Origin of the sequence: Nostoc sp., from assembly GCF_036919595.1 — a bacterium.
Lineage (GTDB): Bacteria > Cyanobacteriota > Cyanobacteriia > Cyanobacteriales > Nostocaceae > Nostoc.
On sequence record NZ_JBALCO010000055.1, the window covers coordinates 23,647 to 39,272 of the forward strand.

Sequence of the window (15,626 nt, forward strand, 5' to 3'; positions counted from 1 at the left end):
CAGTGAGAGATATTTGTCCTTGAGGGCGCGTGCGATCGCCACTCAAAAATAATTAGGCGATCGCTTCTCTTAAGCAAAAATTGCAGAGAACATATCATTGATTATCTTTAACTATAATTAAAGATTTTACTTTGCAATTCCAAGCTTTATTTTTCCTCCACTTTTAGCAAATGCCTAGATGAAACAGCCTTCATTTTCAAGTTAGTAAATTGCACGATCGCCTTTACCAAATCTTGCTGTTCTGGTTGTAAATTCAGTTTTTCTAGGGCTTTCTTGATATTATTACCATTCCGGAGATTGTGAGTAAGTTGGGCACGTTGTGATGTGTTTAAAACTGCCTCAATTTCTCTATTTCTTCTCTGACGCACAGCCTGGAGTTGTTGACTTTGTAAGGGAGTCAGGTTAATCTCCGACGAGGTGGAGTAGCTTGCAGTTTTAGTAGTTTGGGTGAAAATGACACCAGAAGTAGTATGGAGTTGAACGGGTGCAGCTAAGGCAATTCCCGGCATGAAAAGGACAAAAACTAGAATAGCAGCAAACACAGAAAGCCGTTTTGTCAAGTGAATTGCCATATTGAGAAATGCCTACATCTAATTTAATGCTGAGATATAGTTTAGGACTTACGCAAAAAACCTCTCAAACTCTCCTCATTCCTCCGTGTCGCGCTAGTTGCTTCTCAAGACAGGAGACGCGCAAGGGACAAGTCGGGGAACCCTTTTGGGCGCACTAGCTTCTCTGTGTCTGGAGTGGTAGCCTGCGGCAAGCCGCTTTGCGTCTACGTTTTTTCATGACCCGTGCGTAAGTCCTGATAGTTAAGCAATTTTCAAGTCTTAATTTTGAATCTTGGACTTGTCCCACCCCAAGAGGATGGTAGTCCAGCTAGAAAATATTATCCGCTTTGAGGGAATCCAAAAAAACTAGAGTGGCAAAGTTAAGTGGATTAGCAGTACTTTCAGTTATCTAAGTAAGCAAGAGGAGTTTTACTTTTGCCAAAATCTAGACTCAAATCCAAGTTTGTACAAAATTATCGTTTGATTACTCATTTCTATTAATCTGTCAATGCGTAAGTGCTGATAAAATGCAATTTACTCAGACCTTCTTATTCTGTCGATTTCTCGTTGTAATTCTTCAATTTGTCGGCGTAAAGCTTCTGTTTGATTTGCGGAAGATTCTGCTGAAACATTTACTGATCCAGAAGCAGGCGATCGCTGATAATTTCCTCGGCGAATTTGCTGGTATTCTTCAGATATTGCCCACGCCCGTAAGTAATGCAAGCGTTCAACTGGGAAAGGATGGGTCAACATCATACCCTGAGCGCCATTGTACATTAAGAATTTATACACCTGATTCAGTCCATCTTCATCGAGTGCCTGATAATTTTCTGACTGCTTGATAAACTCTTGTAAACTACATTCATTGGCATATTTGTTACTACCGCCAGAGAGTTTCATCATCGTTGACATCACAGGATTTAAGTCATCCATCACCAGAAGTGCGGCACGATCTGAGGATAACTCGGCTTTCCGCCGCCACTCAAAAAAGGCGTAAATCAAGCCTTGTGTTATAAGATTACCAATGCCGAAGGTCAATTCTCCCAAGGCAGAAGCAGCACTCATCGCCCACATCGCCATTTGAATTAAAATAGTATGACCACATTTAATATGCCCCAGTTCATGGGCTAGCACTGCCCGAATTTCGGCTTCGTCCAGTAAGTCTAGTATCCCTGTATTTATGACTATGTAAGGATTCTCTTGCCCCAGCGCATAGCTATTTGCTTGGGGATTTTGCGAGACAAACAGTGTCGGTTCTGGGTAAATGTCCAAATCTCGGACGCATTCCCGAAACATCTGGTAAATAGTGGAATATTGACGCGGCCCGACTTGGATGGTGTTACCCATTAGATAGACTAATTGAGGGCGTTCGTAGAGAAATTCCACAAATTTACGAGCGATTAAATCAAATCCCGGTAAATTTCGTAAAGCTTGCTCGGCTTGGCGATCTAGTGGATGCCTAAAGGCTTCGCTAGAAATTCCTGTGTAAGTTGGCATAATTCAGGGTATTGGGTCAGTGAACACTTATTAGTGAACAGTTATCAATAAACAGTCTATTAACTGGTAACTGAGAGCTGAGAACTGAATAATAGAAATGGGGCAATTGGAAGTAAAAGTCACTTTGTATGGAATTAAAAGCGTGTGATTGAGGCAGAAGTTCATTTGTCACTACATAACTTTTTGCGATCGCAAGCGGGGTTCCCTTCCTGGCCCCATCATTTGACGATGGCACGGTTGGTAGCACGCGCCTTGCGCCTGGGACGTAGTGCCCTAATTCAAGTAGGGGCGGTTTGTGGCTATCAAGGACGGTATCGCACTAGTTTCGTAGCATCAGCCCTAATGTGGCATGGTCCTGTAATTATTGTTGCTCAAGAAGCGGTGCAGCAACTTCTGCTACAGGTAGAAATTCCCCGTTTACAGCAGTGGTTACCAGCCAACAAATCGATTAGAACAGGTGACGCTTGGCCTAGTGCCCAGTTCCAAGGGCTACTATTGACCTCCCCAGAAGCTTGGTTAAGAGGACAATTTACTGGTAGCGATCGCTTTCCCCAAGGCATCCCTACAATTATTGATGGGGTAGATGATCTTGAAGATTGGGTGCGTTATCAACTTACCCAAGATATTCAACCCCATGATTGGGATCAACTCATGCTAGCTTGCCCAAACCAAGCTGAGGCAATTAGCGAAGCACGGATACAATTAACACACGAACTTTTTCAGCATCCTGCCAATCCTTATGAGTGCTATCTAATTTCTCAACCAGAAATAGAAATTTTAAGCCGTCTCTATTCTGCTTTAGAGTCAATACAAGCACTGCCAGAACCTTGGAAACAATTCTGGCAACAATTTCAAACCCTCGCCGAAAATCTTTCCCCCCCTCCCTCCCCTGCCTCCCCTGCTCCCCCTGCTCTCTTCTGGGCGACTATTGCCCATCGACAAGGTTTATTTTCTTTGCATTACGCCCCAATGGAAGTAGGGGAAATACTCTCGCCCATTTGGCAGCGACAACCAGTAGTTTTAATTGGTAGCGCTATAGAACCGGAAACGGAGGCTCCTCTTTTCCGACAGCGCTTGGGTTTGGACGATTTAACTTGTCTGAATTTCTCTTCGGAAAGTCAAGCGGAAGCAATTCAACTGTATGTACCCTATAAGTTGCCCCTACCTAACACGCCAGAATTTCAAGCGGCATTTATTCACAAAGTCCGCACACTGGTTTGTCTAAGTGCTACAGCGCCAGGATTAACGGTTGTCTTAGTGGGGGATGTACCACTCAAGTCTCAAGTTGCGACAATTCTAGCCTCAGAGTTTGGTTCGCGGGTGCAAGTAGAAAAAACTTGTTTGGATGAAAATGGGATTTTGATTAGCGGTTGGGAATTTTGGCGAGAACATCAACGAGTCTTGCCGGCACCTCATCTGTTAATTATTGCTACTTTGCCCCTACCATCTTTGGAAAATCCTCTGGTAGCTGGTAGGGTCGCTCGTTATAAGCGATCGCATCAAGATTGGTTCCGTTTATATTTGTTGCCAGCGGCCTTGAATGAATTACAAAGAGCGATCGTTCCATTAAGAGAAAGTCAAGGTATCGTGGCTTTACTTGATAGTCGCGTAGTTAACCGCAGCTACGGCGCTCAAATTCTCACTGCTTTAAGTCCTCTGGCACGCATTAACTATCTCGATCCCAGTCTGTTTTCTAACACTGGTGAAGAAAATTCAGCTTAAGGTCATTTGTCACCCAATTTACATTTTATGAAGGTAATGCGATTCATTGCCTCTCTATAGCCATGATTCCTGGCAAGATAAATTTAGAACCTAAGTAAAATTTGAGTTGCTGATTATGGGTGAAGCAAAGCGTCGTAAAACCAGACAAGGGGAAACATACGGTCAAGAAACTCGGATCTTGCCTTGGGTTCCCATCACAAAAGCTCAATCCGAACTATTTGTCAGTTGGACTACTCGTGGTGCCTGGATAGGCATTATCCTTATGGTTGTAGGATGGGCAACTATCCGTTTTATCGGCCCAGCCTTCGGTTGGTGGCAAGTAGTCTTCTAAATCTTGCTGTTAGCCTTCTGACTCAGAGAGACCTTGAATCTTACTCCCCAACGCTAAGAGGGAACGAGCTGCTCTTGTTAGGTCTCTATTGGACTCAACTGAGAACTAACTTTTTCCGTTAAGTCGTGAAATAACGAAATAGTAAGGGTTTCAGACAATATCTTGTTTTCAATAAGTTAAAATTAATGACAATAAATCACGAGATAACAGGGCTTTGGGCTAGGGGTAGAGTAAGCGATCGCTCAATTAAGGAGATAACGGGAAAAGTCAGAACTGAGAAACGCTATAGAAATATACCAGATAAGGGGTTCGGCTTCAAACTGATGCAAATTAAATGAGCGTAGGCGTAGCCCGTCGGAGACATCGCTTATTTATACTTCAATCCGCTTGGATTAAACCTTGATTCTCTCTAACCCAAGCGGATTAGTTTATCTTGCTTGCTGATTAAAATCCTAACGGGACTGCTTGCTACTTAGTAGTACCCCAGCAGGTACTCTTTCCAATTGAAATTTTCCCGCAGGTTTAGTCTGTGTATGCTCCACGTCTTGGGTCTATCTTTGTAGTATGTAAAGAAGCACTTTTGACCTGAGATTATGCCCTCCTCTGAAAAACTCCTCGCCTACCCATCCAGCCACAAGAGCAATCAAGTCGATAACTACCACGGTACTTTAGTCGCCGATCCTTACCGTTGGTTAGAAGATCCTGACTCTGAAGAAACAAGGACTTGGATTGAGGCACAAAATCAAGTTACTTTTGGCTACTTGAGTGAAATTCCTACCAGGGAAAGAATTAAACAGCGCCTCACCAAACTTTGGGATTATGAAAAATATGGTATCCCTTTTAAAGAAGGTGAATCTCTGCCAGACGGTTCCACCGAACGTTACTTTTATTTCAAAAATGACGGACTGCAAAACCAAAGTGTCCTCTACACCCTAAAAACCCTCGACGACCAACCCAAAGTTTTACTCGACCCCAATAAACTCTCAGAAGATGGCACTGTTGCTCTTTCAGGATTGTCTATTAGCGAAGATGGTAAACTTTTAGCATACGGTCTATCCGCCTCCGGTTCTGATTGGCAAGAGTGGAAAGTCCGCGATGTTGAAACTGGTGAAGACCTGCAAGACCACCTGAAGTGGATTAAATTTTCTGGTGCATCGTGGACACATGATAATCAAGGTTTCTTTTACAGTCGCTATGATCAGCCGAATGAAAAAACTCAATTAGAAGATGTCAACTATTATCAAAAGCTCTACTATCATCAACTAGGGAAACCCCAATCAGAAGATATACTAATTTATCATCGTCCTGATCAAAAGGAATGGGGTTTTAGTGGCGGTGTTACTGAAGATGGAACATATCTAATAATTTCAATTTGGCTAGGAACGGACTCAAAAAATTTAGTTTTCTATAAAGATTTGACTAACCCTAATGCTGAAGTTGTAGAACTAATTAACCAGTTTGAGGCAGATTACAGCTTTATTGACAATGATGATAGCCTGTTTTATTTCCGCACGGATTTAAATGCACCACGGGGACGAGTTATTGCGATTGACATCAAAAACCCTGCGCCAGAAAGTTGGCAAGAAATCATCCCCCAATCAGCAGAAACGTTGGAAAGTGTCGGTATACTCAATAACCAATTTGTTGCCGATTACCTCAAAGATGCTCACAGCCAAATTAAAATTTTTGACCTCAAAGGCGCGTTTATCCGCGAGGTAGAACTACCTGGACTCGGTTCAGCCGGAGGTTTTGGAGGGAAGCGTAATGATACCGAAACTTTTTATATTTACACCAGTTTCACCACACCAGGAACTATCTATCGTTACAATATGATAACTGGGAAAAGTACTATTTTTCGCCAGCCAGAGGGAGATTTTAATCCTGATGATTACGAGACAAAACAAGTCTTTTATGATAGTAAAGATGGTACTAGAGTACCAATGTTTATTACCCATAAAAAGGGCATTAAATTAGATGGAAATAACCCGACTTATCTCTATGCTTATGGCGGTTTTAATGCCTCAATGACACCTAGTTTTTCTGTGAGTCTTTTGATATGGATGGAGATGGGTGGTGTCTATGCTATGCCCAATATCCGCGGCGGTGGAGAATACGGCGAAGAATGGCATCAAGCAGGAATGAAGGATAAAAAGCAGAATGTCTTTGATGACTTTATTGGCGCAGCTGAGTGGCTGATTGCTAATAAGTATACTAAGACTGATAAGTTGGCGATCGCAGGTGGTAGTAACGGCGGCTTATTGGTGGGTGCTTGTATGGCACAACGTCCTGATTTGTTTGGTGCAGCCTTACCAGCAGTCGGGGTGATGGATATGTTGCGGTTCCACAAATTTACCATCGGTTGGGCTTGGACTTCCGAATATGGTTCGGCAGATAATCCAGAAGAGTTTCCAGCGCTGTATGCTTATTCGCCATTGCAGAATCTCAAACCAGATACAGCTTATCCAGCAACCTTAATTACTACAGCCGATCATGATGATCGCGTTGTCCCTGCTCATAGTTTCAAATTTGCCGCAGCTTTACAAGAAGCTCACGTAGGTGATGCGCCAACGCTAATTAGAATTGAGACTAAAGCAGGACATGGTGCGGGTAAACCCACGGCTAAAATTATCGAAGAAGCCGCAGATAAATGGGCTTTTTTGGTGCGTGCTTTGAATGTTGAAGTTTAGAATAATGTAACTGATTATCTCATGCAAATACGCCAAGCCGCTCAAATAAACTTTGCGTTTTTGCGTGAGTGTTTTTGCTATCAATCAACGGTAAATGTTAGCAATGAGAGGAGGAGACTCTATATTGATAGATGAGTTAAAATTAAATCAATCACTCTAGCCAAATATTAATTATGAGATGGGAAGAAGTTTGTGAACACAAACAATTACAAGATTTACCCTTCAAAATTGAATTAAATAAATGGGGTCAAATCGTAATGAGTCCAGTCAAAATTAAACATTCTTTTTATCAAGGAAGAATCCAACGTTTATTAGAATCTTTATTGAATACAGGAGAAGTAATGCCAGAATGTGCTATCAACACATCAGATGGTGTGAAAGTTGCTGATGTTGTCTGGTGTTCAGAGGAACGATTTTCTGAAATTGAAGACGAAGTATCAGCATCTATTGCACCAGAAATTTGTGTAGAAGTTAAATCCAGTGGTAACACTTTGGAAGAAATGGAATTTAAAAGAAATTTATATTTAGAAGCTCAAGCTGTGGAAGTATGGTTATGTAATGAACAAGGTCAAATGAAATTCTATAATGAGCAAGGGGAATTAGAGCAATCTTTATTAGTTCTTAACTTTACTAAGCAAATTAAACGGTAATTAAACCCTTAACTGAACCGTATTGGTCTATAAAGGCGATCGCTCATAAAAATCACAAGGAAAGAAAATCTGTTGTAATAAGCCATTGAGCTACTTTTAAGCTTTTGATCAAAAGATGTTATCACTCAGATGCCAAATTAAAAGGGAATCAGGTTAAGCAATAAGGGTGGAGATAAACAATTATTTTCCTCCACCCTTACTGTTTTCCTCCATCTGAGCAAGAAGTCTAATTTCTATATCCCTTTTGTGCTTAAAACACGACAAATCGGGCTGTACCCTTGAGATTGATTATTGTATAAAGTTGTTTCTGCTGCTGGTTGGATTGAGGAATCGTAGAAAAACGATTCAATGTTGTGATTCCGTTAGTTACAATTTTTACTTCCTCGCCCAATCCAATTTTTACACGCGGTATGAGCAAGCTAAATGTGGTGTACTCACCATTCACCGTCTGTTTAATAGTCACAGTCACTAGTGTACCAATTTCAGTTTCAACGGTACGGATCTGCTTTTCTCCTTCAAAGTTTAATGTCTGTTTCTGGTCTTTATATTGGAAAGAGGGCTTGCCAATAAAGCTTGTTGTTGAGTAATTAATACTGACTTTCTCACCTTTTAAATTATACCCTGTAAAACTATACAAGTCCGGTGTGTTTTCTTCTAAGGCATAAGATTGTGATATAGGTATTGCTGCTAAGGTTATACCTAAAGTGAATGATGCAATTAAGTTTCTTGTTTGCATATCTCAAAAATTTATTGCTAGTTTGATCAAGATATCTACCCTGATGGGATGACAATAAGAATTAAACCAATTGTAAAGGTGGATATTCCGAAAAACTTGTCAAATCGAACACATTGCAATCCTTGTTAATATACTGGTAATAATTTGTAACAGTGCGTAAAGTTACATATATCTTGAAAATAAGGAATAAGTGGCAATAAATAGGGGAAGGGATTTTTATACCCTTGTTGTGGGCTATTGCTCGTAGCTGTCTTGCAAATAAATAAACTTGAAAACCGACTATTACGGCATGGCGAAAATAAAGCTACCATTGAATATGGTAAAAAAACTGAAAATATAAGTCTTTTGACTTTTTCAAAACGGTACTAGAATTTTATTTTATAATTAGAGATTTTGAATTTTGCATTGCTTATGAAGTTACGCTCATATATGCTTGTAGGGTTTTTCCTCAGCCTGCTCCTAAGTATTGTGCCTTTTTCGAGGAATTTCACCAATGCTGCAACACCAACAGCAGTCGCACCTGTATCTGCTCTATCATTCACCCAAGGGGTGAAGAAAGCGGTATTGGACAACGGCTTAACAGTGCTAACCAAAGAAGTCCATACCGCTCCAGTAGTGAGTGTGCAAGTCTGGTATAAAGTTGGTTCACGCAACGAGGTTAAGGGAGAGAATGGCATTTCTCACCAGCTAGAACATTTGATGTTCAAGGGTACAACTGACCGTCCAGTGCAGTTTGGAAGGTTGTTTAGTGCCTTGGGTAGCCAGTTCAATGCCTTTACTAGTTATGACGAAACAGCTTACTTTGGCACAGTGCAGCGAGACAAACTCGAAGCATTGTTGACACTGGAAGCCGATCGCATGGAAAACTCCTTAGTTGGGACTGAACAACTCGCAAGTGAAAAGCGGGTGGTAATCTCCGAGTTACAGGGGTACGAAAATTCACCAGGCTATCGTCTGGATCGGGCAGTGATGCGAGATGCTTTCCCTAGCAGAGCCTATGGCTTACCTGTGGGAGGTACAAAAGCTGATGTACAGAAATTCACGGTAGAGCAGGTGCGGAATTATTACCAAACCTACTACAGCCCAGAAAATGCCACGTTGGTGATTACAGGGGATTTTGCCACAGAACCTGTACTGAAAGTTGTTAAAGAAACTTATGGGAAGTTACCAAAACGAGCCAAGACGGCTGTGGCTAAAAATTCTGCTCAGGTGAGTACATCTACCTCTGTTGCTAAAAAAGCGCCGATTGTCCTCAAGCAGCCTGGAAGTGCGGCACTACTGCAAGCGGTGTATCCGTTACCAGATATCAAGCATCCTGATGTGCCGGCAATTGATGTAATGGATGCCATTCTCACAGGCGGACGTAGCTCTCGGCTTTACCAAGCGTTGGTGGAATCTGGACTTGCTAGTTCAGTAAGTGGCGGTGCTGCCGAACTCATCGAACCAGGTTGGTATGAAATTAATGCTACGGCGGCTCCGGGTCAAGAGTTAGGGAAGATTGGCCAGGTGCTCCAGGAATCTTTAGCAAAATTGCAACAGCAGCCAGTCACTACAGAAGAATTGAACCGAGCGAAGACGCAACTGCAAGCCTCGTATATTTTGGGTAACCAAGACATCACTAGTCAAGCCAGTCAACTGGGATATAACCAAACTGTGGCCGGCGATTATCGTTATATTGAAAAGTATTTGGCTGCGATCGCTAAAGTCACCCCAGCCGAGGTGCAGCAAGTAGCAAAAACTTACCTAAATCCAGCTCAACAAACCATCGGCTTCTTTGAGCCAACTCAACCAGATGGGAAACCGGGGACTTCTAGCGCTGGTTCTGGTCGGACAGTGGAAAATTTCAGCCCCGGTAAACCTGTAGATCCAGCAGAACTGGCTAAATATCTTCCACCTGCCACATCAGCTACAGATTCGGGCAAACAATCACTACCAGAAGAGTTTACCTTGAATAACGGTTTGCGGGTTCTGCTCTTGAGCGATCGCAACCTCCCCACAATTAACCTGAGTGGACAAATTGACGCCGGTAGCGAATTTGACGGCAATCAAAAAGCTGGATTAGCGAATCTGACTGCGACTAACTTAATGAATGGGACACAGACTAAAAACGCTCTTACCCTAGCAAAAACCTTAGAAGACCGGGGAGCTGATTTGAACTTCGGCGCCAGCCGCGAGGGAGTTAGCGTCAGCGGTGAGGGACTTTCAGCGAACCTGCCGATATTGATTCAAACTCTGGCAGATGTGTTAGAAAACGCTACTTTCCCAGCCGACCAGTTAGAACTGAGTCGCCAGCGGGCGTTGATAAGTCTCAAAGTCCAGCTAGATGACCCCAGAGGACTGGGACGACAAGTATTTCAGCAAGCAATTTACCCAGAAAATCATCCATTCCATAGCTTTCCCACAGCCGAGAGCTTAAAGAGCGTTACTCGTGATGATTTGCTTGGCTTCTACCAGACACACTACCGACCAGATACCACAACGATCGCTTTAGTAGGAGACTTCGATCCAGTTAAGGTAAAAGGTTTGCTGAATCAGGCGTTTGGCAAATGGCAAGCCACAGGTAAGCTACCTGTTCTTAAAATAGCGTCCGTATCATTACCGCAAACTTTAACACGTCTAAATAAACTAATTCCCGGTAAGACAGAGGCTGTTACTTACATCGGCTACAACGGCATCGCTCGGAAAGACCCACGTTATTATGCAGCACTGGTGCTAAATCAAATTTTGGGTGGTGATACCTTATCAAGTCGCTTGGGTACGGAAGTGCGCGATCGCCAAGGTTTAACCTACGGTATCTACAGTGGTTTTGCTGCCGGAATCAATCCTGGCCCGTTCTTGATTCAGATGCAGACTGCTCCCGGAGATACCCAAAAAGCGATCGCCAGTACTCTGGCTTTACTCAAACAGTTGCGCGAACAAGGAGTAACTGAGGATGAATTCAACACGGCAAAACGCTCAATTACTAATAGCTACCCCGTGGATTTAGCTAATCCCAGTGATGTATCAAGCATCATTTTGAGTAATGCTATCTTGGGACTTTCACAAGCAGAAATCCGAGAGTTTCCCCAAAAGATTCAAGCAGTCACTATGGTTCAGCTGCAACAGGCAATTGAGGATTTAATTAAGCCGGAAAATCTGGTAATTGTCACCGCCGGTCCTGGAGATACTGTACCCAAGATTGGATCGTAATTTCACATAGGGGACTTCCAGTTAAAAAACATCGCATCGTAGGGGCGCAAGGCGTTGCGCCCCTACAAATGTATAAATAATTTTGGATAAATTATTTGTTATCAGTCCCTAAAGGTGCAAAGATGTGCTTTGCACTTTTACATGTTGGTTGAGATTAGACAAGCTTCAGCTTTTTGTCCCACAGAGGAGCGATCGCAAAAAGCTTTATTTAGCCCAGTTTCATAAAGCAACGTTATGATAATTAATGCATTAATTGAGCTTGCCTCTAATAATAAATAAGTTGGCACAAATAAACCTCCAGAGTACGGAGACGATTAATCGCCTTTGTAAAGCTGTTAGGTGCTGCGCCCAACCGAAATCAGCCGTTGTACAAATTTCCACAAGGATGATTGAAGTGACTAGGACTAATTCAGACTCTCTTATCTCCTCTGATCCAGCGATCGCGGAGTTAATCAACGATGAACTACAGCGTCAGCGAGACCACTTGGAGTTGATTGCTAGTGAAAACTTTACCTCCGCTGCTGTACTGGCGGCTCAAGGTTCGGTATTGACAAATAAATATGCCGAGGGATTACCTGGTAAACGCTACTATGGCGGTTGTGAGTTTATCGACAAAATCGAGCAACTGGCGATCAATCGGGCTAAACAGATATTTGGTGCTGCTCATGCGAATGTACAACCTCATTCTGGCGCCCAAGCTAATTTTGCAGTGTTCCTATCCCTGCTGGAACCAGGTGACAAAATTATGGGAATGGATTTGTCTCATGGGGGACATCTCACCCACGGTTCACCTGTAAATGTCTCAGGTAAGTGGTTCCAAGTTAGCCACTACGGTGTCAGCCAACAAACAGAACAACTTGACTACGACCAAATTCGGGAGCTGGCGCTGAGGGAGCGTCCTAAGCTGCTGATTTGTGGTTATTCGGCTTATCCCCGTGTAATTGATTTTGAAAAGTTCCGTAGTATTGCCGATGAAATCGGTGCTTACTTACTGGCGGATATTGCCCATATCGCTGGTTTGGTTGCTAGTGGTCTTCATCCTGATCCCGTTCCTCATTGTCATGTAGTAACAACAACTACACATAAGACTCTACGTGGCCCTAGAGGTGGCTTAATCTTGACTAGTGACGCAGAACTAGGTAAAAAGTTAGATAAATCTGTTTTTCCTGGTAGCCAGGGCGGGCCATTGGAACACGTCATTGCTGGTAAGGCAGTAGCTTTTGGAGAAGCCCTGAAGCCTGAGTTTAAAACCTATTCTGCCCAAGTGATTGAAAATGCTCGTGCTTTGGCAGAACAACTGCAAAACCGGGGTTTAAAAATAGTGTCAAATGGCACTGATAATCATTTAATGCTCGTGGATTTACGTTCTATTGGTCTAACTGGTAAGCAGGCGGATCAGCTAGTCAGTACCGTGAATATTACTGCTAACAAAAATACTGTTCCCTTTGATCCACAATCGCCATTTGTTACCAGTGGTCTAAGATTAGGTTCGCCGGCAATGACCACGCGGGGCTTGGGAGTAGCAGAATTTACCGAGATTGGAAATATTATTAGCGATCGCCTGCTTTCTCCAGATTCCGAGGTAGTTACCCAAGATTGTCGGCAACGGGTAGCAGCATTGTGCGATCGCTTCCCCTTATATTCTCACTTGGAAATTCCTGTACCAGCCCTAGCCTGAGATGATAGTTAGGAGTTAAGAGTTAGGAGTGATAAGTTTTAAGTTTTGAACTCCTAACTCCTAATACCGATTCTGTATGAAGATGTGCCTATAAAACTTACGCAAAACAACACCCTGTAGGGGCAATTAATGAATTGCCCCTATTACCTAAACAAAGCGCAACCTCACATAAAATTGCTATAACTCTAAACTCCTGTACAGACGCGATTAATCGCGTCTCTCCAAATTCCAAACTCTTGTACAGACGCGATTAATCGCGTCTGTACTCCTAATTTCTAACTATTCTTTCCAATGAGTGCAGAAATTATTTGTGTTGGTACTGAACTGCTGCTAGGAGATATCCTCAACGGCAATGCTCAATTTTTGGCGCAACAATTAGCGCAACTAGGTATTCCCCACTACTATCAAACAGTGGTTGGGGATAATCCAGAACGGTTGAAGCAAGTTATAGAAATTGCTATTTCCAGAGCGCAAATTCTCATTTTCACTGGTGGACTCGGCCCGACACCAGACGACCTCACCTGCGAAACGATCGCTGATTTTTTTCAAGTCCCGTTGGTAGAACGCTCTGACATCATCGAAGACATAATCCAGAAATTCGGCCAACGTGGTCGGGTTATGTCACCAAGTAACCGCAAGCAAGCTTTGATTCCCCAAGGTGCAGAAATTCTACCCAACCCCACTGGAACAGCGCCCGGTATCATTTGGCAACCCCGTCCTGAAATCACGATTTTTACTTTTCCTGGTGTTCCCAGTGAAATGCATCCGATGTGGGAAGAAACAGCCGTCCCATTTCTCAAAAGTCAAGGTTGGGGTAAAGAAATTATTTACAGTCGAAGTTTAAAATTTTGGGGTATTGGTGAATCTGCTTTGGCGGAAAAGGTCGCTTCCTATTTAAACTTGCCAAATCCCACAGTAGCCCCTTATGCAGGTAAGGGGGAAGTAAGATTGCGAGTTTCTGCCAAAGCAAATTCAGAAGCAGCAGCAGAAGCCTTAATTGCACCCATTGAGAAACAAATTAAAGAAATCGCCGGACTAGATTTTTACGGCGTTAATAATGATACTCTTGCTTCCGTGGTCGGTCAGTTGTTGCTTGCATCAAAAGAAACGCTTTCGGTAGCAGAATCTTGCACTGGTGGCGGGCTGGGGCAAATGTTGACTGAGATTTCTGGGAGTTCTGATTACTTTTGGGGTGGAGTAATTTCTTATGACAATTCAGTGAAGGTTGGGCTGCTGGGGGTTAACCCAGAAGATTTAGATAAATTTGGGGCGGTAAGTGCTACTGTTGCAGAGCAAATGGCAATTGGAGTCAAAAACCGCCTTGCAACAACATGGGGATTGAGTATTACTGGTATTGCCGGCCCAACTGGAGGGACAGATACCAAGCCAGTGGGTTTAGTTTACATTGGTTTGGCTGGGCCAAAGGATGAAGTGGCAAGTTTTGAGTATCAGTTTGGTACAGTGCGAGGTCGAAATTTAATTCGTCATGTGAGTGCAAATGCAGCGTTGGATAATTTGCGCCGGAAGTTGTTGACGACATAGGAGGTATGTTAAGTTTGTCATCCGATTTGGATGACAAGCGTACCTAACGATGCGAATTAATGCGCGATTAGATGAAGAGTATGCTAAACAAACTAGCTTAGGATTTGTGTAAAAATAACCTGAACAAATTTTATGTATAAGCTAGATTTAGCAAGCTATTCCAAATAAATTTTGTACAACTTATTTTTACATGATGCCTTAATCCAACAGCAGACTAATCAGGCAGTAACGGATGTGATTAAGTCTGTTCTTGAATTGTATTACCAGCAGCTTCAGCAAAAGTAAAAGAACCCATTATCGATGCTGAACCGAACAGCTTTATTGGTTGTGGTCAGGCAGATCCGGATCTGTCTGTAAATTACAAGTCAATTTTGAGGGATGGCTTAAAAGCTAATACCATTTCTTTGTGAGGCTGCGCTAACTTTTCTTAACTTCTTATTTGTTTCTTCCTTTGTGTCCTTTGTGTCCTTTGCGCCCTTTGCGGTTCGTTTTTCATATATGGCGCATCTTCATACAGAAACAGTTGGAGGTTTAATCATGCAGCTATGAGCAAAATTCCCATCCTTGAGCGTAGTGGCGATACTGGGTTGCTGAGAAAGATGGCAATGTCTTCTTAAAAAAGGGATAGGGTGTAGAAATGTCGAAAAAGCGTAAATTGTTAAAGAAAGTCCGAGCAAAGTTTTTAGTCTCAAACAAGCTAAATTTATTGATAATAGTGTCAAAAAGCTTTTGATAATTGTTTTCTTTGTGATGCCTGCGGCGAGCTATGTTAACGCAAAGTGCTTTATACAGGTTCAATGTCTCAAACTCAAGACAATAATTGGTTTATATAAAATATCAAGATTTTAAAACTAACTTGCAGAATGCGGGTAAAAAGTTATTATCTTGTTTATATCTTGTTAATAACTTATCAATATCTTGTTAATAGCTTGTTAATAACTACAATATTACGCCTTATGTGAGTGAGAAGGGGTAGCAAAAAAGAAAGGGAAACCACAAGATAAAGGTAACGAAACCAAAGCTTGAGGTCTCCCAATGAATAT

Annotated in this window: 11 protein-coding genes; 7 read left to right on the forward strand and 4 right to left on the reverse strand. The window is 42.5% G+C overall.

Annotated elements, in window-relative coordinates; genetic code table 11:
* Positions 1-146: 146 nt before the first annotated feature.
* Both V7K21_RS07300 and V7K21_RS07305 read right to left on the reverse strand, forming a co-directional pair.
* A complete protein-coding gene (locus tag V7K21_RS07300) occupies positions 147-572 on the reverse strand; it encodes a hypothetical protein (protein ID WP_335172869.1) in 426 nt (141 codons plus the stop codon).
* 513 nt (positions 573-1,085) lie between these two features.
* Positions 1,086-2,048, reverse strand: a complete 963-nt coding sequence (locus V7K21_RS07305; protein ID WP_335172871.1) for a M48 family metallopeptidase — start codon at positions 2,046-2,048, stop codon at positions 1,086-1,088.
* A gap of 144 nt (positions 2,049-2,192) precedes the next feature.
* Here V7K21_RS07305 and V7K21_RS07310 point away from each other — a divergent pair, with 144 nt between their 5' ends.
* The 4 genes from V7K21_RS07310 to V7K21_RS07325 all read left to right on the forward strand — a co-directional run bounded on the left by V7K21_RS07310 (position 2,193) and on the right by V7K21_RS07325 (position 7,438).
* Positions 2,193-3,770, forward strand: coding sequence for an ATP-dependent DNA helicase (locus V7K21_RS07310; RefSeq protein ID WP_335172873.1), 1,578 nt, complete (start codon positions 2,193-2,195; stop codon positions 3,768-3,770).
* Positions 3,771-3,885: 115 nt separating this feature from the next.
* Positions 3,886-4,101: a DUF2839 domain-containing protein gene (locus V7K21_RS07315; protein WP_298904668.1), complete on the forward strand. Its 216-nt coding sequence runs from the start codon at positions 3,886-3,888 to the stop codon at positions 4,099-4,101.
* A 593-nt stretch (positions 4,102-4,694) separates the two neighbouring features.
* Positions 4,695-6,788 carry a prolyl oligopeptidase family serine peptidase gene (locus V7K21_RS07320; protein ID WP_335172875.1) on the forward strand — a complete coding sequence of 698 codons (2,094 nt, stop codon included), beginning with the start codon at positions 4,695-4,697 and terminating at the stop codon, positions 6,786-6,788.
* Between the two features lie 173 nt (positions 6,789-6,961).
* Positions 6,962-7,438 (forward strand): Uma2 family endonuclease, encoded by a 477-nt coding sequence (locus tag V7K21_RS07325; protein ID WP_335172877.1) that lies wholly within the window; start codon positions 6,962-6,964, stop codon positions 7,436-7,438.
* 250 nt (positions 7,439-7,688) lie between these two features.
* Here V7K21_RS07325 and V7K21_RS07330 read toward each other — a convergent pair whose 3' ends face one another.
* On the reverse strand, positions 7,689-8,174 hold the full coding sequence (locus V7K21_RS07330) for a hypothetical protein (RefSeq protein ID WP_335172879.1): 486 nt from the start codon (positions 8,172-8,174) through the stop codon (positions 7,689-7,691).
* 411 nt (positions 8,175-8,585) lie between these two features.
* Between V7K21_RS07330 and V7K21_RS07335 the strand changes: the two genes are divergently transcribed.
* A complete protein-coding gene (locus V7K21_RS07335; protein WP_335172881.1) occupies positions 8,586-11,363 on the forward strand; it encodes a M16 family metallopeptidase in 2,778 nt (925 codons plus the stop codon).
* 137 nt (positions 11,364-11,500) lie between these two features.
* Here the strand turns inward: V7K21_RS07335 and V7K21_RS07340 are convergent, their stop codons facing one another.
* A complete protein-coding gene (locus tag V7K21_RS07340; RefSeq protein ID WP_335172882.1) occupies positions 11,501-11,650 on the reverse strand; it encodes a hypothetical protein in 150 nt (49 codons plus the stop codon).
* A 107-nt stretch (positions 11,651-11,757) separates the two neighbouring features.
* On the opposite strand from V7K21_RS07340, the gene glyA reads away from it, so the two are divergent.
* Both glyA and V7K21_RS07350 read left to right on the forward strand, forming a co-directional pair.
* On the forward strand, positions 11,758-13,041 hold the full coding sequence (gene glyA / locus V7K21_RS07345; protein ID WP_335172884.1) for a serine hydroxymethyltransferase: 1,284 nt from the start codon (positions 11,758-11,760) through the stop codon (positions 13,039-13,041).
* A 291-nt stretch (positions 13,042-13,332) separates the two neighbouring features.
* Complete coding sequence (locus tag V7K21_RS07350) at positions 13,333-14,583, forward strand: competence/damage-inducible protein A (protein ID WP_335172886.1); 1,251 nt, start codon at positions 13,333-13,335, stop codon at positions 14,581-14,583.
* Positions 14,584-15,626: the final 1,043 nt, after the last annotated feature.

Bases quoted from the DNA above. Each gene is read 5' to 3' on its own strand.
- V7K21_RS07300 (WP_335172869.1), bottom strand. From the start codon at position 572: ATGGCAATTCACTTGACAAAACGGCTTTCTGTGTTTGCTGCTATTCTA.
- V7K21_RS07305 (WP_335172871.1), bottom strand. From the start codon at position 2,048: ATGCCAACTTACACAGGAATTTCTAGCGAAGCCTTTAGGCATCCACTA.
- V7K21_RS07315 (WP_298904668.1), top strand. From the start codon at position 3,886: ATGGGTGAAGCAAAGCGTCGTAAAACCAGACAAGGGGAAACATACGGT.
- V7K21_RS07320 (WP_335172875.1), top strand. From the start codon at position 4,695: ATGCCCTCCTCTGAAAAACTCCTCGCCTACCCATCCAGCCACAAGAGC.
- V7K21_RS07325 (WP_335172877.1), top strand. From the start codon at position 6,962: ATGAGATGGGAAGAAGTTTGTGAACACAAACAATTACAAGATTTACCC.
- V7K21_RS07330 (WP_335172879.1), bottom strand. From the start codon at position 8,174: ATGCAAACAAGAAACTTAATTGCATCATTCACTTTAGGTATAACCTTA.
- V7K21_RS07335 (WP_335172881.1), top strand. From the start codon at position 8,586: ATGAAGTTACGCTCATATATGCTTGTAGGGTTTTTCCTCAGCCTGCTC.
- V7K21_RS07350 (WP_335172886.1), top strand. From the start codon at position 13,333: ATGAGTGCAGAAATTATTTGTGTTGGTACTGAACTGCTGCTAGGAGAT.